This is a genomic window from Frankia sp. R43, assembly GCF_001306465.1.
GTDB lineage: Bacteria > Actinomycetota > Actinomycetes > Frankiales > Frankiaceae > Parafrankia > Parafrankia irregularis.
Genome location: NZ_LFCW01000002.1, coordinates 408,043 through 430,782, shown reverse-complemented (window position 1 = coordinate 430,782; position 22,740 = coordinate 408,043). Strand labels below are relative to the sequence as shown.

The 22,740-nt window shown below is 71.8% G+C and carries 17 protein-coding genes; 4 read left to right on the top strand and 13 right to left on the bottom strand.

Going from position 1 to position 22,740, the window contains the following annotated elements; genetic code table 11:
• Positions 1-59: 59 nt before the first annotated feature.
• The 3 genes from dxs to ACG83_RS09305 all read right to left on the bottom strand — a co-directional run bounded on the left by dxs (position 60) and on the right by ACG83_RS09305 (position 6,557).
• Entirely contained in the window at positions 60-2,018 is a 1,959-nt protein-coding gene (gene dxs / locus ACG83_RS09315) for a 1-deoxy-D-xylulose-5-phosphate synthase (RefSeq protein ID WP_054565755.1), read from the bottom strand.
• 808 nt (positions 2,019-2,826) lie between these two features.
• Positions 2,827-4,431 (bottom strand): class I SAM-dependent RNA methyltransferase, encoded by a 1,605-nt coding sequence (locus ACG83_RS09310; RefSeq protein ID WP_369812869.1) that lies wholly within the window; start codon positions 4,429-4,431, stop codon positions 2,827-2,829.
• Complete coding sequence (locus tag ACG83_RS09305) at positions 4,428-6,557, bottom strand: APC family permease (RefSeq protein WP_054565753.1); 2,130 nt, start codon at positions 6,555-6,557, stop codon at positions 4,428-4,430. The genes ACG83_RS09310 and ACG83_RS09305 overlap by 4 nt, the downstream gene beginning before the upstream one ends.
• 166 nt (positions 6,558-6,723) lie before the next feature.
• On the opposite strand from ACG83_RS09305, the gene ACG83_RS09300 reads away from it, so the two are divergent.
• A complete protein-coding gene (locus tag ACG83_RS09300) occupies positions 6,724-7,386 on the top strand; it encodes a TrkA family potassium uptake protein (protein WP_054566524.1) in 663 nt (220 codons plus the stop codon).
• A gap of 25 nt (positions 7,387-7,411) precedes the next feature.
• Positions 7,412-8,167, top strand: a complete 756-nt coding sequence (locus tag ACG83_RS09295) for a TrkA family potassium uptake protein (protein ID WP_054565752.1) — start codon at positions 7,412-7,414, stop codon at positions 8,165-8,167.
• 129 nt (positions 8,168-8,296) lie between these two features.
• Here ACG83_RS09295 and ACG83_RS09290 read toward each other — a convergent pair whose 3' ends face one another.
• The 4 genes from ACG83_RS09290 to dut all read right to left on the bottom strand — a co-directional run bounded on the left by ACG83_RS09290 (position 8,297) and on the right by dut (position 11,219).
• Positions 8,297-9,211, bottom strand: coding sequence for a DUF3159 domain-containing protein (locus tag ACG83_RS09290; protein WP_054565751.1), 915 nt, complete (start codon positions 9,209-9,211; stop codon positions 8,297-8,299).
• A 31-nt stretch (positions 9,212-9,242) separates the two neighbouring features.
• Positions 9,243-9,629 (bottom strand): OB-fold nucleic acid binding domain-containing protein, encoded by a 387-nt coding sequence (locus ACG83_RS09285; RefSeq protein ID WP_054565750.1) that lies wholly within the window; start codon positions 9,627-9,629, stop codon positions 9,243-9,245.
• A 338-nt stretch (positions 9,630-9,967) separates the two neighbouring features.
• Positions 9,968-10,660 carry a DUF3710 domain-containing protein gene (locus ACG83_RS09280; RefSeq protein ID WP_054565749.1) on the bottom strand — a complete coding sequence of 231 codons (693 nt, stop codon included), beginning with the start codon at positions 10,658-10,660 and terminating at the stop codon, positions 9,968-9,970.
• Positions 10,641-11,219 (bottom strand): dUTP diphosphatase, encoded by a 579-nt coding sequence (gene dut / locus ACG83_RS09275; protein ID WP_054565748.1) that lies wholly within the window; start codon positions 11,217-11,219, stop codon positions 10,641-10,643. Before dut ends, ACG83_RS09280 begins: the two co-directional genes overlap by 20 nt.
• Positions 11,220-11,577: 358 nt before the next feature.
• Here dut and ACG83_RS09270 point away from each other — a divergent pair, with 358 nt between their 5' ends.
• Complete coding sequence (locus tag ACG83_RS09270; RefSeq protein ID WP_054565747.1) at positions 11,578-11,889, top strand: DUF4235 domain-containing protein; 312 nt, start codon at positions 11,578-11,580, stop codon at positions 11,887-11,889.
• Positions 11,890-12,159: 270 nt separating this feature from the next.
• Here ACG83_RS09270 and ACG83_RS09265 read toward each other — a convergent pair whose 3' ends face one another.
• Complete coding sequence (locus tag ACG83_RS09265) at positions 12,160-12,678, bottom strand: gamma carbonic anhydrase family protein (protein WP_006539007.1); 519 nt, start codon at positions 12,676-12,678, stop codon at positions 12,160-12,162.
• 175 nt (positions 12,679-12,853) lie between these two features.
• Entirely contained in the window at positions 12,854-15,517 is a 2,664-nt protein-coding gene (gene valS, locus ACG83_RS09260; RefSeq protein ID WP_054565746.1) for a valine--tRNA ligase, read from the bottom strand.
• 103 nt (positions 15,518-15,620) lie between these two features.
• On the opposite strand from valS, the gene ACG83_RS09255 reads away from it, so the two are divergent.
• Positions 15,621-16,532 (top strand): inositol monophosphatase family protein, encoded by a 912-nt coding sequence (locus ACG83_RS09255; RefSeq protein WP_054565745.1) that lies wholly within the window; start codon positions 15,621-15,623, stop codon positions 16,530-16,532.
• A gap of 82 nt (positions 16,533-16,614) precedes the next feature.
• Here the strand turns inward: ACG83_RS09255 and ACG83_RS09250 are convergent, their stop codons facing one another.
• The 4 genes from ACG83_RS09250 to ACG83_RS09230 all read right to left on the bottom strand — a co-directional run bounded on the left by ACG83_RS09250 (position 16,615) and on the right by ACG83_RS09230 (position 22,601).
• A complete protein-coding gene (locus ACG83_RS09250; RefSeq protein ID WP_200931294.1) occupies positions 16,615-18,531 on the bottom strand; it encodes a choline/carnitine O-acyltransferase in 1,917 nt (638 codons plus the stop codon).
• A gap of 168 nt (positions 18,532-18,699) precedes the next feature.
• Positions 18,700-19,542: a trans-aconitate 2-methyltransferase gene (locus ACG83_RS09245; RefSeq protein WP_054565743.1), complete on the bottom strand. Its 843-nt coding sequence runs from the start codon at positions 19,540-19,542 to the stop codon at positions 18,700-18,702.
• A gap of 116 nt (positions 19,543-19,658) precedes the next feature.
• Positions 19,659-20,558: an ArpA protein gene (locus ACG83_RS09240; RefSeq protein ID WP_054565742.1), complete on the bottom strand. Its 900-nt coding sequence runs from the start codon at positions 20,556-20,558 to the stop codon at positions 19,659-19,661.
• Between the two features lie 1,032 nt (positions 20,559-21,590).
• Positions 21,591-22,601: a heme o synthase gene (locus tag ACG83_RS09230; RefSeq protein ID WP_054566523.1), complete on the bottom strand. Its 1,011-nt coding sequence runs from the start codon at positions 22,599-22,601 to the stop codon at positions 21,591-21,593.
• Positions 22,602-22,740: the final 139 nt, after the last annotated feature.

Genomic DNA, 22,740 nt, shown 5'->3' with positions numbered 1-22,740 from the left:
GGTTGCCGCGGTGCGCTGTGCCTGCCGCAGTGCGCTGCGCTATGCCTGCCGGATGGCGATCAGGCCTGGCCGGCGGCGGGCGTCTGGTTGGGCTCGTCTGCGCCGGACGCACCGACCTCGGCGTCCACCAGCGCGTTCTGGCGCCGGGCGACGGCCTCGATCACCTTGCGGGCGAGGTCCTGCGGGGCCAGGCCGACCTCGGCGAGGACCTCGTCACGCTTGCCGTGGTCAAGGAAGCGCTGGGCCACACCGAACTCCCGCACCGGGACGTCGACGTCGGCGTCACGCAGCAGCTGCGCGACGGACGCGCCGACGCCGCCGACGCGGCCGTTGTCCTCGACGGTGACGACGAGGTCGTGCTCACGGGCCAGGTCGACCAGCGCCGGGTCCAGCGGCTTGACCCACCGCGGGTCGACGACGGTGATGCCGATGCCCTGGCTCGCGACCCGGGCGGCGACGTCGAGGCAGGTCGTGGCCATCGCCCCGACGGAGACCAGCAGCACCTCGCGGTGGCGCGCCACCGCCGGCGCCCGGTACAGGACGTCCACCCCGCCGACCTGGTCGATCGCCGGGGTCTCCGGAGCGATCTTGCCCTTGGGGTAGCGGACGACCGTCGGCCCGTCGACGTTGGAGATCGCCTCGTCGAGCTCGGCGCGCAGGGTCGCCTCATCACGCGGCGCGGCGATCGCCAGGCCGGGCACGACCTGCAGGAAGGACATGTCCCACATGCCGTTGTGCGACGCGCCGTCCTCACCGGTGATGCCGGCCCGGTCGAGCACGAAGGTCACCGGCTGGCGGTGCATCGCCACGTCCATCAGGACCTGGTCGAAGGCCCGGTTCAGGAAGGTCGCGTAGATGCAGACGACCGGCTTGAGACCGCCCATCGCCAGGCCCGCCGCGGAGGTGACCGCGTGCTGCTCGGCGATGCCGACATCGAAGACCCGGTCCGGGAACGCCTTCGCGAACGCCTTCAGGCCGACCGGCTGGAGCATGGCGGCCGTCATCGTGACGACGTCCGGGCGCTCCGCACCGATGCGGACGATCTCGTCGGAGAAGACCGACGTCCAGGTGGTGCCCTTGGCCGCCCCGACCGGCTTGCCGGTGGCCGGGTCGATGACGCCGACGGCGTGGAAGTTGTCGGCCTCGTCCTGCTCGGCCGCCGGGTAGCCGAAGCCCTTGCGGGTGATCGCGTGGACGATCACGGGGCCGCCGAAGTCCTTGGCCCGGCGCAGCGCCGACTCCATCGCGACCACGTCGTGGCCGTCGATCGGGCCGACGTACTTGAGGCCGAGGTCCTCGAACATGCCCTGCGGGGTCACGACGTCCTTGATGCCCCGCTTGATGCCGTGCAGGGCGTCGAACAGCGGCGCCCCGACCAGCGGGGTGCGCCCCAGGACCTGCTTGACGACGTCGAGGACCTGCTCGTACTCGGGCGCCAGGCGCAGCGAGGCCAGGTGGTCGGCCAGCCCGCCGATGGTCGGCGAGTAGGACCGGCCGTTGTCGTTGACGACGATGACGACCTGCCGGTCGGAGGCGGCGATGTTGTTCAGCGCCTCCCAGCACATGCCGCCGGTCAGCGCGCCGTCACCGACGACCGCGACGACGGCCCGGTTCTCCCCGCGCAGCGCGTAGGCGCGCGACAACCCGTCCGCGTAGGACAGGGCGGTCGAGGCGTGCGAGTTCTCGATGATGTCGTGCTCGGACTCGGCCTGGCACGGGTAGCCCGACAGCCCGCCGCGCTGGCGAAGGCGGTCAAAAGCATCCCGACGACCGGTGAGAATCTTGTGGACATATGACTGATGTCCGGTGTCCCACAGGACTCGGTCAAAAGGTGAGTCAAAAACCCTGTGAATTGCGAGAGTCAGTTCGACAGCGCCCAGATTCGGCCCGAGGTGGCCGCCAGTACGGGCAACCGCATGGATGAGGAAATCACGGATCTCGGCCGCGAGCGCCACCAGTTCCTCGTGGTCGAGGCGCTTGACGTCCTGCGGGCTGTCGATCGTCGACAGAAGCGACACGGCGTGCTCTCCCTCCCCCGAAAGGGGATCGGTCCGGGTCCGGCAAAGTCTACGCAGCAGGCCGTGGGCTCCGCAGACGGGCTCCCGACATGTGAGCTGCCCGAAGAGCGTCAGGTATTCTGCCCGGTCGCGGTAGAATCCGCCTCCCGCTGTCGGGAATGTGCGACGGGTAACCGCGGAAGAGACGGCATGAACCAGGCGTGACGCGTTGGCGGCGGTGACAGACCGATCGCCTCGGCCCAGCACGGCGGCGGCGGAACGAGCCGCCCGGCGGGGTTCTTTCTCGGGCTCATGGGTTCGTCGGTCAGTCTTCCATACCCGCGTCATCTTTTCGTGACATTCTCGTGACATCCCGACGGCCGTTACGAGTACCCCTGATCGTGACTTCCGCGACTACCCAGTGTCAGCAACCGCCGCCGGAGCCGGTCGCTCCGGCCGGTCCGCGCGGCCCCGATGCGGGCCGAGTGGACCGGCCGACCGGCTCCTGCCGCCGCCGGCCCGGCGTCGCGGCCTCCGACGGAGTCCGCCCGAGACGCCCGAGAGGCACGGTCGAAGACCATGGGCGGGACGGTTGAAGACCACGGGCCGGGCCTCCGAAGGCCATGAGCGGTACCGCCGAAGCCGACAGGGGGCACCATCGGTGCCACCGGGGACACCGTCGGGAAGACCGCCGCGGCAGGCAATCAGGACTGCCGGCCGGGGGACTGAGGACCTCGGAGCCGACAGTCGCGCGGGCCGCCTGCCATCGGGCGTCGCCGGAAAGGCGCGATCCGGAAATTCCGTCACAAACGGCTGTGACCGGTTCCGGTTACGCCGGTTCCAACGTCGCCACGCACTCCACATGTGAGGTCATGGGAAAAAGGTCGAAAGCCCTCAGCGCGGTAAGCCGGTAGCCTTCCTCCGCGGCAGCCGCGACATCTCGCGCGAGTGCCGCGGGGTCGCATGCCACGTACACGACCCGGCGCGGCCGATGGCCGAGGAGCTCCGCCATGACCTCACGGCCGGCGCCGGTGCGCGGCGGGTCGAGCACGGCGACGTCGACGCCGCCGCCCTGCCGGTCGGACCCGCCGACCAGACCGCGCACGGTCGCGGGCGTCACCCGCAGCGAACGCAGCGACACCCAGGGCAGATCCGCGAGGCTCCGGGCCGCGGAACGCACCGCGGCCTCGTCGGACTCCATCGCGATGACCCGACCGGTCGGCCCGACCGCCTCCGCGAGGAACGCCGCGAACAGCCCGGCACCGCTGTAGAGGTCGAGGGCCGTCTCACCGGGCGCCGCCGCGGCCGCCGCCCGCACGGCGTCGACCAGCGTCGCGGCCGCCGCCGGATGGACCTGCCAGAAAACACCCGGTTCAAGACGGAACGAACGCCCCTCGACCGTCTCGACCACCTCGACGGCTTCCGCCACGTCGACAGGTCCCGCCAGGCCGGCGGATTCCGCCGCCGCGCCCGCCTCGGGCGCCGCCGGCTCCGGGCCTCCCTCGGGACGCAGCCGGACCAGCTGCCAGCTGCCGGAACTGGTGGAGAAGGCCACCGCGTCGGACGTCGTCCCAGACTCGGTCAGCTTCGCCGCGACGAGGTCGACGGCCTGCCCGGTCCGTTCCGGCGCGGCCGGGCCCTGGAGGAACACGGGGTCGGCGATCACCTGGGCGAGCGACGGGTGCGCGATCCGGCAGTCCGGAGTCGCGACCACCTGGTGGGAACGGTGCGCGCGCAGCCCCACCCCGCCGTCGGGGGTGCGCGCGAAACGCATCCTGGTCCGCCAGCCGAGACCGTCATCCGCCTTCGCCGGCAGTGGCTCGACCCGCACGGCGCGTTCCAGGCCCGCGATGCGGCGCAGCGAGTCCTCGACCACCGTGGCCTTGAGACGGCGCTGCGCGTCCAGTGTCGCGTGCTGCCAGTCGCAGCCCCCGCACTGGCCGGGGCGGGCGTGCGGGCACGGCGGCTCGACCCGGTCCGGGGAGGCGACCAGGATCTCCGTCGCGTCCGCCCGCCAGTAGCGGTCGTGGGAGACGTCGGTGATCCGCGCCAGGACCCGCTCACCCGGCAGCGCGTGCCGGACGAACACGACCCGCCCGTCAGTCCGCGCGACGCACAGGCCGTGGTGCGCCACCGGTCCGATCTCCAGCTCGACCAGCTCGTCCGGGGGCGTCGGAGGCTGTGGGGGTGTCTGGGCCCGCGGGCGTGTCTGGCGGCGCGGCGGCGCCTGGTCTCGCGGCGCCTTCTGGTCTCGCGGTGCTGCCTGGTCTCGCGGTGCTGCCTGGTCTCGCGGTGCTGCCTGGTCTCGCGGCGGCGCCTGCCCCCGCGACGGCGTCTGGTCTCGCGGGGCCGTCCGGTCGGCCCGCGCCGGCGCGGCGCCCTGGTCCGTCCGACGGCGGTTCGGGCCGCCACGGCGCGGCGGACGCCCGGTCACGTCCCGCTCCCGTTACCTGGCCGTACCTGGTCCGAAGGCAGCACCCGACCGCGCCGGACCGCGCCGGCCCCAGCGTGGTCACGCCTCGTCTGAGCATGTGAGCTGGACTCAAGCTGCCAGGGAACGCTGGTCATCATGACGCCGGGCTGGAACAACAGCCGGGCCTTGAGGCGCAGCGCACTCTGGTTGTGCAGCAGGTGCTCCCACCAGCGCCCGACGACGTACTCCGGGACGAACACGGCGACGACGTCCCGTGGGCTCTCCCGGCGGATGCGTGCGACGTACTCCAGGACCGGCCTGGTGACCTCACGGTACGGCGACGCGAGAACGACGAGGTCGATCTTGATGTCGCGTTCCTCCCAGGCCTGCCGCAGCCGTTCCGTCTCGGCCGGGTCCACGGCGACGGTCGTCGCGACCAGCGTGTGGGGGCGCGTGGCCTTCGCGTAGGCCAGCGCCCGCAGGGTCGGCGCGTGCATCTTGCTCACCAGCACGACACCGTGCACACGGGACGGCAGCGTCGGCGGGCCCGGCTCGGGGGTCAGCTCGCTGGCGACCCGCTCGTAGTGCCGCTGGATGCCCTGCATGCAGAGATAGATCACCGGGATGGCGATGCAGACGATCCAGGCACCGCGGGTGAACTTGGTGAGGAGCACCAGGATGAGCACGGCGCCGGTCATGCAGGCGCCCAGGAAGCTCACGACCTGGTAGCGCCGGACCCGGCCACGCATGCGGGGCTCCAGCGGCACCCGCCCGGTGAGCTGGTCGTCCAGCTTCTCCCCGCTGTCACCGGAGCCGGCCGAAGCACCGGCCGCGGCACCAGCCCCGGTCGCGCCCGCGCCCGCGTCCGCGTCCGCGGCCACCGAGCCGCGCAGCAGACGTGCCCAGTGCCGGACCATTCCGGTCTGGCTGAGGGTGAAGGAGATGAACACGCCCAGGATGTACAGCTGGATCAGTGCGGTGACCTGCGCGTCGAACACGACGATGAGCAGGATCGCGAACCCGGCCAGCAGGATGATCCCGTTGGAGTAGGCGAGCCGGTCGCCTCTGGTGTGCAGCTGGCGCGGCAGGTATCCGTCCCGGGCGAGGATCGAGCCGAGGACCGGGAAGCCGTTGAAGGCCGTGTTCGCCGCCAGGATGAGGATCAGCGTGGTGACCGCAGCGACGTAGACGAAACCCGGCGAGCCGTCACCGAACACGGCGGCCGCGATCTGGGCGATGACCGTCCGCTGCTCCTCGCCGTTGCTGCCGATGAGATCGGCGGGGTTCTCGGCGACGTGCACATCCGAGATGAGCGCGAGCGCCGTCACGCCCGCGAACATCGTGACGGCGATGGCGCCCATCAGGAACAGGGTCGTGGCGGCGTTGCGGCTCTTGGGCCGCCGGAACGCCGGCACACCGTTGCTGATCGCCTCGACCCCGGTCAGCGCCGTGCAGCCCGAGGCGAACGCGCGCAGGATGAGGAAGATCAGGAACAGGCCGGTGAAGCTCTGTTCCGGATGGATGTGGTATTCGGCACTCTCGGCACGCGGAGCGTCACCGAGAGCGGTCTTGACCAGCCCGGTGACGATCATGACCAGCACGCCGACGATGAAGGCGTAGGACGGAACCGCGAAGGCCGTGCCGGACTCCCGCACGCCGCGCAGGTTGACCAGCGTCAGCAGCACGACCAGGAGGCTGGCCAGCAGCACCTTGTGCTCGGCGAGCCCGGTCGCGGCGGATGTCAGGTTCGCGACACCGGCCGACACCGACACGGCGACGGTCAGGACGTAGTCGACGAGCAGCGCGCTGCCGACCATCAGACCGGCCCGCGGCCCCAGGTTGACCGACGCCACCTCGTAGTCGCCGCCGCCGCTGGGGTAGGCGTGCACGTTCTGCCGGTACGAGGCCACCACCGTCAGCATGAGGATCACGACCGCAGCCGCGATCCACGGCGTGTAGTGCAGCAGCGTGATCCCGCCGAGCGCGAGGACGAGAAGGATCTCCTCCGACGCGTACGAGACGGAGGAGAGCGCGTCGCTGGCGAAGACGGGAAGCGCGACCCGCTTCGGCAGCAAGGTTTCCCCGAGCCGATCACTACCGATGGGACGACCGACGAATCCGCGCTTCAGTCGGTCTGTGAGCGCCACGCGGCGATGCTACCGACCGTCGTCACAGCTCCTTCAACGGTGTGACGTGGGGCACTACACGGAACACGCGATCCTCCGTCCGCAGGCCGTCGCGAGGCCAGGCGCCTGGAACGGCCACGGCCTGGGCATCGACCGGACAACCCCGACCGGACTACGCTCACTTCCCGTGCACGTCGTGATCCTCGGTTGCGGCCGGGTCGGCTCGTCCCTCGCCGGTGCTGTCGAGCGGCTCGGCCATTCGGTGGCCGTCATCGACCAGAACCCGGCAGCCTTCAACCGGCTGTCCCCCGGCTTCGGCGGCCGGCGGGTGACCGGTGTCGGCTTCGACCGGGACACCCTGATCGAAGCCGGCATCGCGGAGGCCGCCGCGTTCGCCGCCGTGTCCAGCGGCGACAACTCGAACATCATCTCCGCCCGGGTGGCGCGGGAGATGTTCGGCGTCGAGCGGGTCGTGGCCCGGATCTACGATCCCCGGCGCGCCGAGGTCTACGAGCGGTTGGGGATCCCCACCGTCGCCACGGTCCGCTGGACCAGGGACCAGATCCTCGGTCGCCTCATCCCGGATGCCGTCGCCCCCGAGTGGACGGACACGTCCGGCTCGGTGCTGGTCACCGCGGTCACCCCGGCCCGGGGCTGGGTGGGCAAGCGGCTGGCCGACCTGGAGGCGCGGGCCGAGGTGCGGGTCGTGTGCGTGACCCGGTTCGGTGACGGCCTGCTCCCCGACGCACGCACCGTGGTCCAGGACGGGGACGTCCTGCACATCGCGGTGGTGAAGGCGCGGGCCGTCGAGGCCGACGCCATCATCCACGCCGGCCCCGGGCACGACTGAGCGACAAGGGACGGGAGACCGCGCGATGACACTGGAACCGGACGAACACCAGCGGACCACCACAAGCTCGCACGGAGGACGCCGGGTGGCGATCGCCGGCGCGGGCAAGGTCGGCCGCTCGATCGCCGCGGAGCTGCTGGAGAACGGCGCCGAGGTGCTGATCATCGAGCGGGATCCCGTCAAGATCCGCCGGGACGCGCTGCCGGCGGCACAGTGGCTGCTCGCCGACGCCTGTGAGCTGTCCTCGCTCGACGGTGCCGGGCTGGACGAGTGCGCCGTGATGGTCGCGACGACCGGCGACGACAAGGTCAACCTGGTGGTGTCGCTGCTCGCGAAGACCGAGTTCGGCGTGCCACGGGTCGTGGCACGGGTCAACCATCCCAAGAACGAGTGGCTGTTCACCGACTCGTGGGGCGTCGACGTCGCCGTCTCCGCGCCCCGCATGCTGACCGCGCTGGTGGAGGAGGCGGTGAGCGTCGGTGACCTGGTGCGCCTGATGAAGTTCCGCCAGGGAGACGCGTCGCTGGTCGAGCTCACCCTGACCGCGACCGCCCCGGTCATCGGCCGGCGCGTCGGCGACGTCGCGCTTCCGCCCGACTCGGCGCTGGTCGTCATCCTGCGCGACGGGCACGCCATCGTCCCGTCCGCGGACTGCGCCCTGGAGCCGGGTGACGAGGTGCTGGCCGTCGCCACCACGAGCGAGGCCGAGGAAAGCCTCGCCGAGCTGCTCGGTGCCGTTCCGGCCGGGGAACGCTCCCGGGACGCTGCCGGCCTGCACTGAGCCCCGGTCTGCACTGAGCCCCGAGCCCGGCGGCAGCTCAGCCGCGGTGGTACCGAGGCAGGCGAGCGGCTGGCGCTGTGGCAGGCGAGCGAACTCCCGGCGCCGTTTCGTGGCAGGCGGGGTGGAGCCTCAGTCCGGGCGAGAGGCGGAGGCCCGCTCGTCAGGAGCGGCCAGCTGCGCCATCCCCTGGGCAGGCTGCCCCGACTCGGCAGCCGCCTCCGGGACCTCGTCCGCCGGCGGCGCGAGACGCCGCACGATCGCGAAGGTCGCCAGCACGGCGACTCCGAACAGCGGCAGGCCCAGCGCGATGTTCGCCGCCGCGAGCCAACCGGTCTCACCGGCGAGGTACAGCAGGCCCTGCACGACGAACCGCACCCCGAACACGGCGATCCAGACCAGCGTGGCCCACACCGCCGCCCGTCGGACGGGCGGATTCTCCCGCCAGTCGGCATAGCGCTTGTCGAAGCCGGCCATCACGTATCCGCCGATCGGCCGGCCCACCAGCACGGAGACGAGCCCCGCGACGGAGCAGACGGCGTTCTTGGCGATCGAGGGCAGGAAGAAGCCCTCCGCGTGCCCGGTCCGGGAGGCGATGAAGGCGGCGAACCCGACCGCGAAGAGCCCGGAGAACGCCTGCTGAAGCGGCTCGTGCCGAACCAGCCGCAGGACGACCAGCCCCACGGCCGCCGCGATGGCGACGATGATCCCCGCGGTCAGCCCGCTCTCGGCGTTCACCGTGACGAAGGCAACCGTCGGAATCGCGCTGTCGATGATCCCGCGCGGCCCACCGATGGCGTCGGCGAGGCTCAGTACCGGCTCCGCGCCGTCGGCGCCCTCGCCACTGTCGTCCCTGTCGCCGCCCTTGGCCCTGTCACCGCCCTTGGCCCTGCTCCGGTCCCCCGCGGCTGCGGCACGGGCGACCCGGGCGAACGGACCGCCCATCAGCTCAGTGGAGCCCGCGAGCGGGCCCCTCGCCGCACCGAGGTCAGCCTGCTCCGGCTCCGGGCGCGACTGGGAGGGATCCGACGGGAGAGCTGGTGGCATAGGTGAAGACGTCCTGTCCTCCGGGCGCCGCTCAGGCGCTGGTCGACGAGACCGGCAGCAACTCGTATCGCGGATTGAAGATCGTGGTCCGCTCGTCACGAACGACCACTCGACCGGATGCCTTGACCGACCGACCGGCCTCAATGCCCGCGATATGTTTGCGGCCGAGAAACACGAGGGTCACGGTTCCGGATCCATCATAGAGGTCGACCTCCAGACTCGGCCCCCCGGAACGCGCCCGAACGGTGACCGAGCGTATCGACCCGGCGACGCAGGCCTCCTCCCGATCCCGGCAGGCAAGCATCGGCTCCGCTCCCGCGGCGACCGAGGCCCGCTGCAGGTCCTCGTCCTCCAACTCCTGATTGTCCGCTGTCAGCCGGTGGAACCGCCGTCCCAACCAGCCGCGCCCTTCGCCCACGGCTCCTCCGATCATCGACCGTTCCCGTAGCCGGGCGACGGAATCCGAACCTCGGGACGTCACCGGGCCAACGGGTGAGGAAGGTCCCACCACGTGGCCATGCGTCAGCGCCCTGAACCGGGATTATGCGGTGGACGGACCCCCGCCACCACTGATCCCGCCCAGGATGGGACAACTCGCGGAGCGCCACCGGTGGATGGCCGAGCGTTCCAGCGCCGTTACCGGACTGTTCCACGCTCGGCCACACCGCTGAGCCCTTCCACCGTCGGCTCGGACCTGCGGCCTGCCAGGCCGTGGGCCGTGGGCCGGAAGAGGCTCGCTGATCAGCGCGCCTCGGATCAGCGCGTCTCGCTGATCCGCACGCCGGGGCCCGGCATCTCGGGCCGGGCAGTCGCGCCCTGCTCCGTTTCCTGGGGCTCGCCGTCGGATTCCGCGACCTCCTTCGGCAACCGCAGCGGCAGCGGGTCACGGACCGGCATGGCCTCGTCGCCCCGTACCACCACAGTTCGCCGGAGAGTCTCGTCCAGCAGGGGACCCGCACTGAGATCCTGCCCGGCGGGGCCGGTCACCACCGCACGGAGGAACCAGCGGGGACCGTCGATACCGATCATGCGCCCGGGGATGGTCTCACCGGGCCGGTTCGTGGGCAGGCGCATCCGCAGCTCCGGGCCGAAGGGGCCCTCCCCCTCCGCGCCACCGACCGCCTGCAGCGTCTCCAGGATCTCCGCGCGGACCTCGTCCCACAGGGGCGTCGTCTTGGGGGCGGCGAACACCGCCACCTCCATCGCGCTGCGCCCGTCCGTGATGATGATCGTCACCGGCCGGCCGGTCGCCTCCTCCACCTGGAACTGCATCTGCACGCCGCGCAGCGTCGGTATCCGCAACGCGCCGAGGTCCAGGCGGTGGACGTCGTCCTGCGGCGCGTCACCGGCATCGAAGGGCCCGACCCGATCGACGTCCCGGCTGGTGCCGCGGGCCGCATCCGCATCCGCCGAGGCCTCGACCGAAGCCTTACGACCGCGACCGAACACCGTGGTCCTCCCTTCGCGGTCCACCGTCGGAGGAGTGGCCGAACCCGCCGGTCGACCCGAAGCCGCCCGTGCCGCGCACGGACTCGGGCAGGTCGGCGACCTCCCGGAAGACCGCGTGCTCCACTCGTTGGATCACCAGCTGGGCCACCCGATCACCCCTACGTAGAGTGATCGACTCACTCTGATCGGTGTTTATGAGATTCACCTTGATTTCTCCACGGTAACCGGCGTCGACAGTACCGGGGGCGTTGACCACAGTGAGTCCATGACGCGCGGCAAGTCCGCTACGGGGATGCACGAAGGCCGCGTAACCCGCAGGCAGCGCGATCGACAGCCCCGTCCCGACGATGGCCCGCTCTCCCGGTGCCAGCGTGACGTCCTGCGTGGTCGCCAGGTCGGCACCGGCGTCGGACGGCTGGGCGTAGGTGGGAAGCGGCAGGCCCGGATCCAGCCTGTGCACCAGCACCTCCAGGGAGGCTGGCGACGACGGAGGCGGCTCGCCGGTCGGCCACTCACCCGAGCGTGGGGCGGTCGGCGGCGTGGGGGTGGTCGCGGTCATGATTCTCCTGGATTGTTCTCACCCGGGTGGGGCTGTCCGCGACACTAACGACTCGCCGGCTGGCAGCAGTCGGCGCCTGGCCGGTGGCCCGGGGCCATGACACTTCAGACACCGCAGCGAGGCGTGCGTGAGAGGCACGAGCGGGGTCGGGGGCCGGCCGAGCGGGGTATTCGTGCCCTGGCGGGTAATGCTCGGGCAGCACTCGGAACACGCAGTGGCTGGAACGGGCAGTGCTCGGGACGGCGCAGTGCTCGCAACGGCGCTGCGCTCGGAACACGCAGTGCCTGGGAACTACCAGGACGGACAGGCAACGCGCCCCGGAGACCGCGTCCCGGGGCGGACTGACGAGAGGTGTGGGGTGGCCGGACCGGCGTCGAAGATGGGATGGAAGGTCGTTGGCGGGGCGGCGACCGCACTCGCCGGCACCGCGGCGAGCCGAGGGGCCAGTGTCGCGTACCGCAGGGTGCGCAAGGCCGACCCGCCGAAGAACCCGGCCGACCCGGAGACCGCCTGGTCCGAGGCGATCGTCTGGGCGGCGGTGTCCGGGCTCGCCGTGGGCCTTGGCCGGCTGGCCGCCGAGCGGACGGCGGCACGTGGCTGGGTCCGGGCGACGGGCTCGTTGCCACCCGGCATGCGCCCGGCGTCGACAAGCCCGAAGACGGACGTCTGACCCGAGGCGGTACTCGTCGGGGCACCAGGCATCCCGTGCCGCCACACAGCGCCAACGATTCACACCAAATCGGATTTATGGGGCGCGGAGCCGCTTGACAAACCGCAAGAGGTGAGGATTCTGGCTGCTGCAGCAACCGAAATCCTCACTTCTTGCCTGGAAGCAGCGGCGGCAGGAGAGGTGGCCGGCGGCCGGGAACTGCTGAGGCGCTGCACTCGCGCCCCGGCGACGTGCAGTGCCTCAGCGAGATCCGGTACCACGGCCTCGGCATCAGTCGATGCGGCGGAGCTCCTTGCGGAAGCGCCGGCCGTTCTCGACGTAGGACTCGGCCGCCATCCGGATCATCTCCTGGGAGGCGGCACCTTCCCGGATCTTCGCCGGGACGCCGAGCGCCATGGCCCCCTCCGGGACCTCGACCCGGTTACCCACCACCGCGCCCGCACCGACCAGCGCACCCTTGCGGACCCGTGCGTCGTGCAGAACGATCGAGCCCGAGCCGACCAGCGAGCCGTCCTCGATCACACAGCCCTCGAGATGCACGATGTGCCCGATCACGCAGTCGTCGCCGACGGTCGTGGGGTGCAGGGCGGTCGTGTGGATGACCGTTCCGTCCTGGATGGACGTCCGCGCCCCGACGATGATCCGGCCATGGTCGCCACGCATCACGACACCCGGCCACACGGTCGACTCCGGCCCGATCGAGACGTTCCCGATGATCGTGGCGTCGGGGTGGACGTAGGCGGACGGGTCGATGGAGGGGACGAGATCCCCCAAAGCGTAGATGGCCACGCTTCCATCCTGCCCGATGGCCCCGGCACCCGCCCCCGGCCCGCGACCACTGCCGCCCACGAAACACCGCCGCCCAGGAGACACCGCCGCCCAGGGACACGACCGCCCAGGAGAGCGCCGGCCTGCTGGCGACCGCCGGCCTGCTGGCATCAGCCGGCCGGCGGTCGCGTCGCCATCAGCTCGTCGGCACCAGGACGACGTCGACCGTCAGCTCGCCGTCGGTCGCGTCCAGGGTGAGCTCCCAGATCCCGCCGGCGCTGCGCAGGTCCGCGGCCGCCTGCTCGACCAGTGCGACGGTCTGCGCCGGGCCGCCGACCCGGGCGGTCGCGACCTCGGCCTTCATCGAGACCTTCGCCTCGGACTTGGCCCGGCGCACCGCGGACAGCGCCGCGCCGACAGCGTCCAGCAGCTCGGGACGGCCGTCACCGGCCACCGCGCGGATCCGCTCCGCCTCGGGCCACCGAGCCCGGTGCACCGAACCCTCCTGCCACCAGGACCACACCTCTTCGGTGACGAACGGCAGGAAGGGCGCGAACAGGGTGAGCAGCGTCGCCAGCGCGAGCGAAAGCGTGGCCTGCGCGGAGGCGGCGCCGGCCGGCCCGTGCGCACCGTAGGCCCGGCCCTTCACCAGCTCGACGTAGTCGTCGCAGAAGCGCCAGAAGAACGTCTCGGTGACCTCGAGAGCCCGGGTGTAGTCGTAGCCGTCGAAGGACTCGGTCGCGGTCGCGACGACCTTCGCCAGCTCGGCGAGCAGCGCCCGGTCCAACGCCTCGGTGATCGCCTCCACGCCGGGAGTGCCGCCGACGGCCGCCGCGCCCGAGCCGCTGACCTCCCGCGGGGCGGGCAGCTCGCCCGAACCACCCGCGCCGTCGGCCTCCCCGGCCTCGGCCAGCCCCAGGACGAACCGGCTCGCGTTGAGGATCTTGATGGCGAGGCGTCGGCCGGTCTTCATCTGGCCCACGTCGAAGGCCGTGTCCGTGCCGGGCCGACCCGACGCCGCCCAGTACCGGACGGCGTCAGAACCGTGCTGTTCCAGCAGGCCCATCGGGGTGACGACGTTGCCCTTGGACTTCGACATCTTCTTGCGGTCCGGGTCGAGGATCCAGCCGGAGATCGCGGCGTCCGACCACGGCAGCGCGCCGAACTCGGCGTGGCTGCGCAGCACGGTCGAGAACAGCCAGGTTCGGATGATCTCGTGTGCCTGCGGCCGCAGGTTCATCGGGAACACCTGGTTGAACAGGGCGTCGTCGCTCTCCCAGCCACTGGCGATGAGCGGGGTCAGTGACGACGTGGCCCAGGTGTCCATGACGTCGGGGTCAGCCATGAAGCCACCCGGCACCCCGCGCTGCTCGGCGGTGTACCCGGGCGGGACGTCGCTGGACGGGTCCACCGGCAGCGCGGACTCGGCTGCCACGATCGGCTCGTCATAGCGCGGGTCGCCCGCCTCGTCCAACGGGTACCAGACCGGGAAGGGCACGCCGAAGAAACGCTGCCGGCTGATCAGCCAGTCACCGTTGAGCCCGTCGACCCAGTTCTCGTACCGCACCCGCATGTAGTCCGGGTGCCAGCGCAGCTCGCCGCCGCGCGCCCGCAGCTGCTCACGCAGCTGATCGTCCCGGCCGCCGTTGCGGATGTACCACTGGCGGGTGGAGACGATCTCCAGCGGCCGGTCGCCCTTCTCGTAGAACTTGACCGGGTGGCTGATCGCCCGCGGCTCGCCGAGCAGGGCACCGGACTCCCGCAGCGCCTCGACGATGGCCACCCGGCCCGAGGCGATCGTCTTGCCTGCGACCTGGGTGTAGTACTCGCGGCCCGCCGGCGAGGTGATGGCATCCGGCGCCTCGGCGATGAGCCGCCCGTCGCGGCCGATCACCGCGCGCGCGGGCAGCCGCAGCTCCCGCCACCAGGTGACGTCGGTCAGGTCACCGAAGGTACAGATCATGGCGATACCGGAGCCCTTCTCCGGATCCGCCAGCCGGTGCGCGACCACCGGCACCTCGACGTCGAACAGCGGCGTGCGGACCGTCTGCCCGAACAGCGGCTGGTAGCGCTCGTCCTCGGGATGGGCCACCAGCGCCACGCAGGCCGGCAGCAGCTCCGGACGGGTCGTCTCGATCACCACCGGCTCGCCGCCGGGCCGCGGGAACGCGATGGTGTGGTACGCGCCGGGGCGCTCTCGGTCCTCCAGCTCCGCCTGCGCGACCGCGGTGCGGAAGGTGACGTCCCACAGCGTCGGGGCCTCGGCCAGGTAGGCCTCGCCACGGGCCAGGTTGCGCAGGAACGCGCGCTGCGCGACGGCCCGCGACCGGGCGTCGATCGTCGCGTAGGTGTACGACCAGTCCACCGAGACACCGAGCCGGCGCCAGAGCTCCTCGAAGCCCTTCTCGTCCTCGATCGTCAGCTTCTCGCACAGCTCGACGAAGTTGCGCCGCGAGATCGGGACCTGGTCCTTGCCCGGCTTGGCCGGCGGGGCGAAGTCGGGGTCGTACGGCAGCGACGGGTCGCAGCGCACGCCGTAGTAGTTCTGCACCCGCCGCTCGGTCGGCAGGCCGTTGTCGTCGAACCCCATCGGGTAGAAGACCTCACGGCCGCGCATCCGCTGGAAGCGGGCGATCAGGTCGGTGTGGGTGTACGAGAACACGTGGCCGACGTGCAGGGAGCCGCTTACGGTCGGGGGCGGGGTGTCCACCGAGTAGACGCGCTCCCGGGGAACCGATCGGTCGAACGAATAGGTTCCGCGCTCCTGCCACTCCTGCGCCCAGCGCGCCTCGAGCCCATCCAGGGTCGGCTTCGCGGGGACCGCACGGGTCGGCCGTTCTGTACTGTCCGTTGCCACCACGCGCCCAATCCTACGGGTCGCACGATCGTCTCCCCGACGGCGGCGGCGGCACGGTGGGCGGCGGACACAACCGGACCCCGCGCCGGGCCGACGCCTTGACAGGATGGGGCCCGTGGACTCATCCCCCGACATCACCACACCGCCGGCCGCGGCCGAGCTGCTCGGTCTAGGCCTGGACGTCGCCCGTGAGGCCGGCGCGCTGCTGCTGGCCGGCCGAGAAGGAACTGTCGAGGCCGAGGCGACGAAGTCCTCCCCGACCGACATCGTGACCGCGTTGGACCGGGCGTCCGAGGCCCTCGTCGCCCGCCGGCTGCGCGAGGCGCGCCCGCAGGACGGGCTGCTCGGCGAGGAAGGCTCGGACACGCCCGGCACGAGCGGCGTCCGCTGGATCGTGGACCCCCTCGACGGGACGGTGAACTTCCTCTACCGGCTGCCCAACTGGGCGGTGTCGATCGCCGCCGAGGTCGCGGGCGAGGTGGTGGCGGGCGTCGTGCACGCCCCGGCGCTCGGGCTCACCTACACCGCCGTCCGCGGTGGCGGAGCCCTGCGCTGGACCACCGCCGCCGCCACCGCTCGGATCAGCGCGGGTCCGGGCGCGGGTGCAGGCGCGGGCACGCCCGGGGAGGCCGATCCCGAGAAGCTCACCGGCTCCACGGTGACGGAGCTGCGCGGCGCGCTGGTCGCGACCGGTTTCGGCTACACCGAACAGCGCCGCACCGCGCAGGTCGCGGTGCTTACCCGGGTGGTGCCCAGGGTGCGCGACATCCGCCGGATGGGCGCGGCCGCGCTGGACCTCTGCGCCGCCGCGGCCGGCACCGTCGACGCCTACTACGAACGTGGCCTGCATCCCTGGGACCACGCCGCGGGTGCGCTGGTCGCGTCCGAGGCGGGCCTGCGGGTCGGTGGGCTCGACGGGCGCGCGCCAGGCGAGGACCTGGTCGTCGCCGCTCCCCCGCCGCTGTTCGATGCCCTCACCGCCCTGCTCGCCGAGCACCCCCGCGCCGACAGCGACTAACGCCGACAGCGGCTGGGCCGGCAGCAACTGGGCCGGCAGCGACTGGGAACGTCGCTGCCGGCACGGGTCACGTCGCCCCGGATCAACCGGTTGCCGCGGGGTCACCGGCGAGCAGCTCGTCGAGCTCGCGCAGGGCCTCGCGGAGCCGGTCGGCGAACGCGTGCATCCCGGCGGCGGCCGGCCGCGGCGTGCTGAGGTAGATGTTCAGCGTGTCGGGCAGCAGCACATAGGCGACGCCGATGCAGTGGCCGCTGGTCGAGCCGAAACCGAAGTACCGGATGCTCTCCGACGGCGCGGAGCTGGTGCTCAGGTAGTCGTCCCGCGTCACCAGCCAGCCGGGCGTCTCGTACAGCGGCGACGGGTCGGGCACGCCCAGCTCGGCACCGGCCCGGCGCTGGATGAACGCCAGCTCCCACAGATGCTGTTCGGGCGCCTCGCCGCGCTGGCACTCGCCGGCGCGGCGCACATGCGCGGCCGCCGCGTCGCGCAGCGCGGCGCGGCGGGCGTCCGCGTCGGCCGCCGGGTCGTTCATCGTCGCCACGAAGGTCAGGACCTCCGGCGTGACAACGCGCATCGCCTCGGTGCGCCCGTACCGCCACTGCCTGGTCGCGATCGACTCGTAGGTCGCTCCGGCGAACCCCTTCGCCCGGTGGTGGGCGAGCTGGTAGGCCATCTGCACGAACGCGTCCGGGGAGATCCGCAACGCCTTGGCCCGACTCGCGCCGTGGTCCGGGAACGACAGCGTCACCGAGTCGGTGCCGGCGCCGAACGCGGCGAACGACTCCGCCGCCGCCCGGATGTCCGCGCGCAGCGCGTCGTCGAGCACGAACTCGACCGGACGCACCGCCGGCTGCCCGTGCGGGCGGGCCCCGGAGCGGGCCGACAGCTCGGCGGCGGGCGCGGCGAGCAGCTCGTCGACGAAGCTCAGGATCGTGGTGCCGTCGAGCCCGCAGTGCTCGACGTTGATGCCGGCCTGGCCGTCGGGGAAAACGATCAGCGACACGGCCTTGTCGTACCAGCGGCCGGCGGCGCTGCCGTGCAGCAGCTGATCGCAGGCGGCGAGCTCATCGGATGGGGTCACGGCCTCGAGGCACACGCAGAACAGCGCCGTCTCGACCTCGTCGAGCGCGGCCTTGTTCGCCGGGTCGAGCGCGAGCAGCGCGGCGCGGCTTTCCGCCCAGGCGGCCCGGGCCTTGGTCGTCAGATGGCCGACGGCGGTCTCGTCCGGCGCCGGCGCCGGGCCGGCCGCCCGCACCGCGGCGAGGCCGGCGGTCAGCTCGTCGAGCGTGTGCGGCGACCCGTCCGGGCCGAGGACGTCCAGCCGGAACATGCGGCCGCCGTGGAACACCAGGATGTGGCGGGCGTCGGACGGCCCCGGCCACTCGGCGCTGTAGGGCACTCGGACGGTGTCCTGCACCAGGCCGGGGATGCGGGTGGTGGAGAAGAGGTACCGGTTCTGCACCATCGACTGCGGCTGGCCGCGGCGCAGCAACGGCGGGATCCGCTCCGCGTCCAGGCGCACCTTGTAGTCCAGCGCGGCCGCGATCAGGCCGGCGGCGCGTTCCAGCTGCGGCCCCGCGGCGGTGGCGGGGGTCGAGCCGGCGCCTTCGCCGGCGGCCCCGGTGGCAGCGCGGAACAGGAAGATGAAGTTGGCGTTGAGTGCGATCCGGTCGCGGCGGCCGAGGTAGCGGGCCGGCCAGAACTCGTCCAGCCAGCTGTGCACGCCGTCGCTCACGTCGTAGCGGGCGAGCTCGGCGTGCAGCCGGGGGCCCGGGCCGTCCGGCGCGCGGAAGCGTGCCAGCTCGGCCTCGGTCGCGGCGAGCTGCTCAGGGGACAGCAGCGGGGCGCACCACTGGAGAAACCGCGCGCAGCTGTCCTCCAGGGTGGGCAGCGGAACGCGCGGCAGGTCGTCCTCGTGGTCGAAGGTGCCAGCGGCAGCGGCGGCGGCCGCTGTGGCGGCGCTGTTCGCGGCCGGTCCCTGGCTCGTCTGGACGGTCATGCGCAGCGTCATCCTCGTCTCGGTTGCATGGTGTCTCGGTCGCGTGGTGTCTCTGGTCGCGTGGTGTCTCGGTCGCGTGGTGTCCGGTCGCGCGATGGCTCCGGCCGCGCCGTGCCGGTCAGGCCGTTGCGAAACAATCAGATACCGGGAGTAATCCACGAAACGCTCTCATAGCGCGGCCACGCCCGGGTCCGGTTCGGGTGGACGTGAGACGAACAGGCGGGCGTACAGCCAGCCGTCGGCCTCCAGGCCAGCCGGGTCCACCCCGACCCCGGCGAGCGTCTCCAGCACCTGCGCCTGCTCGCGCGGGGAGACGAACCGGCGCTGCTCGAACAGCCGGCCCACCGCCTCCGTCTGGTACCCGTACCCGGCGAGGAGCTCGGCGATCGGGTCGAACGGGAACATCCGCAGCGCGAAATGCGCCATCCACGGCAACGGGCGCCGGCCGCCGTCACGGACAGCCGCGACGATCCGGGCGAGCGTGCGATCGGTGACATAGCCGAGGCAGCCGGTGGAGACGACCAGATCGACGTCGGCGAGCAGGGCACGCTCGGGCTCGGTCAGCTCCCGGGTCTCCAGGTCGGCGTGCACGGCGCCGTCGAGAAAGCCCGCCTCGTACGCGTAGGCGAGCGCCGGCTGGGACGTGTCGAGGCCGATCACCTCGACGTCGGGCAGCCCGCCGCGGTCGCGGGCCAGCGCCCGGTCGCGGGCGACCAGCTCCGCCCGGGACCGCCCGACGTCGGCTCCGTCGTACCGGTCGTACAGCTCGTCCATGGAGACGTCGAGCTTCAGCAGCGCCCCGTTGATCCCGTAGGAGCAGCCGATGTCGAGCACCCGCAGGGGCCGGCCAGGGCGGGTCTCCCGGCACTCGTCGACGACCTTCGAGAAGTACGGCTTGGCAAGCTGCGGAATGTGATAACCCAGCACCCGCAGCGTACGGAAATAGGCCCGCGGATCCGGCTGCGTGTAGACGTGTTCGAGCGAGACCTTTCCGGTCGCGTCGAATTCCATGGCTGGCGCTCCTCTCCTTCCACTCAGCGGATCCATCCGCTCGACGAAAGCTGGATGATCAGCCGGGTACCTGGCCGAGATGCGAGGTGAATGCGCGGTCCGACCGCGCGGAGAACTCAGTCGAGCAGTCCGTCGACCCGCACGGCGCGGCGTGCCGCCGCCAGGTGCTCCGGCAGGACCCGGCCGAACAGCTGCCGCGTGCGCGACACGCTGCCCACCACCCCGGGTCGCTCGCTGTAGGCGAAGATCGCGCTGTGCCGCTGAGTGGCGCCGGCGACCCGGCTCACCCGGTGCAGCGAGTAGCGCCCGAGGAAGAGCTGGAGATCACCGGGCCGCAGGTCCAGCCGGTGGACGAAACGCTCCCCCTCGGTTCCGCCGGCGAGAACGGCGGACACGTCGTCGAAGTTCTCCGCCTCGGCGGATCGGATACCCGGGCAGTACTCGAACACCCCACCGGCGTCCGCACCCTGGGTGAGCAGGCTGACGGTGAACTCGTTCGTGTCGAAATGCCAGGGGTGCTCCTGACCAGGCACGACGACGTTCAGGCACAGGCCCGAAAGCGGGTCGGCGAGCTCGTGCACGGCCGGTAGCCCGAAGCAGGCCGCGACGAACGACCGGAACGCGGTGCTGACGTAGAGCCGGTGGATGACGTGGTCGGCGGGGATCCGGTCGCGAGCCACGAAGGCGTTGCCGCGCAGCATTCCGACCCGGCCGGGATGCCCCGGCGGCAGCTCCGCGTCGGCGTCGATGTTGTACACGTTGACGGTCTCGGCGTCGTAGTGCGCCGACGGCGCGAGCGTCGTGCACTCGTCACGCAGCCGGGCGTGCAGGCTGGGTCGGACGAAATCCGGAAGCACGCAGCACCCGGTATCCGCGAGCTGCCGGCGGACGTCCCCGACAAGCTCACCCGCGGCCCCGTCGGGCCACGAGCACAGCGGATAGCGATCCGTGTCGATCACGTCCTCGATTGCCGAAGGCGAGGTCGCTTTCACGTTCACGGCCGCGGTACCGCCCATTGGAAATCCTTCCGTCCGCCGGTCACCCTGGCACGGCGGCCTGGCCACCGGCGAATCCAGCGACGACCGGAAAGGCCGCCGTGAATTCGGGGAATGCGCACAGTGTTCCCCGCAAGCCGCACGAAACGGCGCGCGGTGTGACCTGCAACACGGCCACCAGCTGCGGATGCGCCCCGGCGGGCCGTGCGTCCAGCGTCGCCACCAGCCGTTTTCGATACCCGTAGCCGACACTGTGACCTGCACGGATGCGCCCACGTGTCATTCTTGGCCGGATCGGAGTGGCCACCGTCGGAGTTCCGTCGACTGATTCGGCCTCCGCGCGGCTGGGCATTCCGATCCGGTGCAGCCGCCGGCTTCCCAGACGACGGCGCGGCCGATCGGGACGGCTTCGGCCGGCAGGCTGGCCAGAAGCTGGCTGGAGGGACGGCCGGTTGACAGCCGATCGGGAGGGCCGGTTGGGAGCCGGTCAGATCCAGCCCTTCGGCGGAGGCGGGTCCAGCGCCGCAGCGCGAAGAACGTCCCGCGTCGGGCTGTCACCGCTGGCTGGCAGGAGTCGCCGCTGGCTGGCAGGAGTTGAGGAGCGTGGTCGTTCTGGAGCTCGCAGCAGAATCCTGAGACGCGGCGGATCCGGACCACCAGCATGGGCTTGGCGGAGCCGTGCTGACGGAATGCGAACCGCACCCGTACGGCCACCCATCGAGGATCCCGCACCGCCATGTAGCACCGACAACCTACCCCAAGATGAACAAAAGGGGCATAAGCGGCCGGGCGACCCGCAAGAAAGAAGGATTTCGGTCGTTGGAACGACCGAAATCGCTCACTCTTGCGACTCACCAAACCTGGCTAGCCGGCTACCGGGCGCTCAGAGGTCCAACCGGGTCGGTGGAGCGCGAGCCTCACCATGGCTGCCGCCGTCGCACGGCCGCCAGGCCGTGCGCCCACGCCAGGCCGTGCGCCCAGCAGACCGCGACCGGCCGTCACGCGACCGGCAGGCCGTGGCCCGGCAGGCCACGGCCTGCCGGCCCAGGGCTCTCAGACCAGCGCTGCCGCGGCCAGGGCGGCGAAGAGCAGCGTGAGGTACGAGATCGACATGTGGAACAGGCGCATCGGCCGGATGTCCTCACCGCGGTGGGCGCGGGCCACCATCCGGTGTGCCTCCGCGACGAACCAGGCCCCGAGCAGCGCGGCCGGCACCGTGTACACCAGCCCGATGTCGGCGACCGGGCCGACGGCGAGCGAGACCGCGACCATCACGTACGAGTAGAGCAGGATGCGGCGGGTGACGACCTCCGTCGTGGCCACCACCGGGAGCATCGGCACCCCGGCCGCGGCGTAGTCGTCCTTGTAGCGGATGGCCAGCGCCCAGAAGTGCGGCGGTGTCCAGAAGAAGATGACGGCGAAGAGCAGCACCGCGGCCCAGCCGACGGTTCCGGTCACCGCGGACCACCCGATCAGTACCGGGAAGCACCCGGCCGCGCCGCCGATCACGATGTTCGACGGCGAGCGCCGCTTGAGGCCCAGCGTGTAGACGAAGACGTAGAACGCGATCGCGCCCACGGACAGCGCGGCGGAGATCCAGTTGACCAGCAGGCCGAACATCAGGGTGGAGACGATGCCCAGCACGATGCCGAACCTGAGCGCCTGCGCCGGCTCGACCGTCTCGCGGACCAGCGGACGGCGCTTGGTGCGGCCCATGAGCTGGTCGATGTCACGGTCGACGTAGCAGTTGATGGTGTTGGCACTGCCCGCCGACAGGGTGCCGGCGACGAGCGTCACCACGATCAGCCACCATGACGGCATGCCGCGCTCGGCGAGGAGCATGACCGGAACGGTGGAGACCAGGAGAAGCTCGACGACCCGCAGCTTCATCAGCGCGATGTACGAGCGGGTCCGGCCGGCGGCCCGGGCCCAGCGGCTTCGGGGGCCGGCGAGATCAAGATCGGAGGGCCCCGCCGGGGCGGGTGACACCGCGCCGACAGCGCCCATGGCGCCGGCGGCGGGCAGACCCGCCACGGCGGGCGTCGGGACGACGGCAGCGGTCACAGCGGCGCTCGTCGGCTGGACCGCGCCCGGCACGGAGCCGCGCAGCGCGGATCCCGCCGTGGCCGAACGGCCACCGCTCGACGTCACCGGGCGGCGGCGCAGGCCCTGCCGGTGGCGAACAACGGCCTCGGGAGACAGA

Coding starts and splice junctions, on each gene's coding strand:
- ACG83_RS09240 (WP_054565742.1), bottom strand. CDS start 20,558: ATGGGCGGTACCGCGGCCGTGAACGTGAAAGCGACCTCGCCTTCGGCA.
- ACG83_RS09250 (WP_200931294.1), bottom strand. CDS start 18,531: ATGACCGTCCAGACGAGCCAGGGACCGGCCGCGAACAGCGCCGCCACA.
- ACG83_RS09245 (WP_054565743.1), bottom strand. CDS start 19,542: ATGGAATTCGACGCGACCGGAAAGGTCTCGCTCGAACACGTCTACACG.
- dut (WP_054565748.1), bottom strand. CDS start 11,219: ATGACCGCGACCACCCCCACGCCGCCGACCGCCCCACGCTCGGGTGAG.
- ACG83_RS09290 (WP_054565751.1), bottom strand. CDS start 9,211: ATGCCACCAGCTCTCCCGTCGGATCCCTCCCAGTCGCGCCCGGAGCCG.
- ACG83_RS09295 (WP_054565752.1), top strand. CDS start 7,412: ATGACACTGGAACCGGACGAACACCAGCGGACCACCACAAGCTCGCAC.
- ACG83_RS09255 (WP_054565745.1), top strand. CDS start 15,621: ATGGGGCCCGTGGACTCATCCCCCGACATCACCACACCGCCGGCCGCG.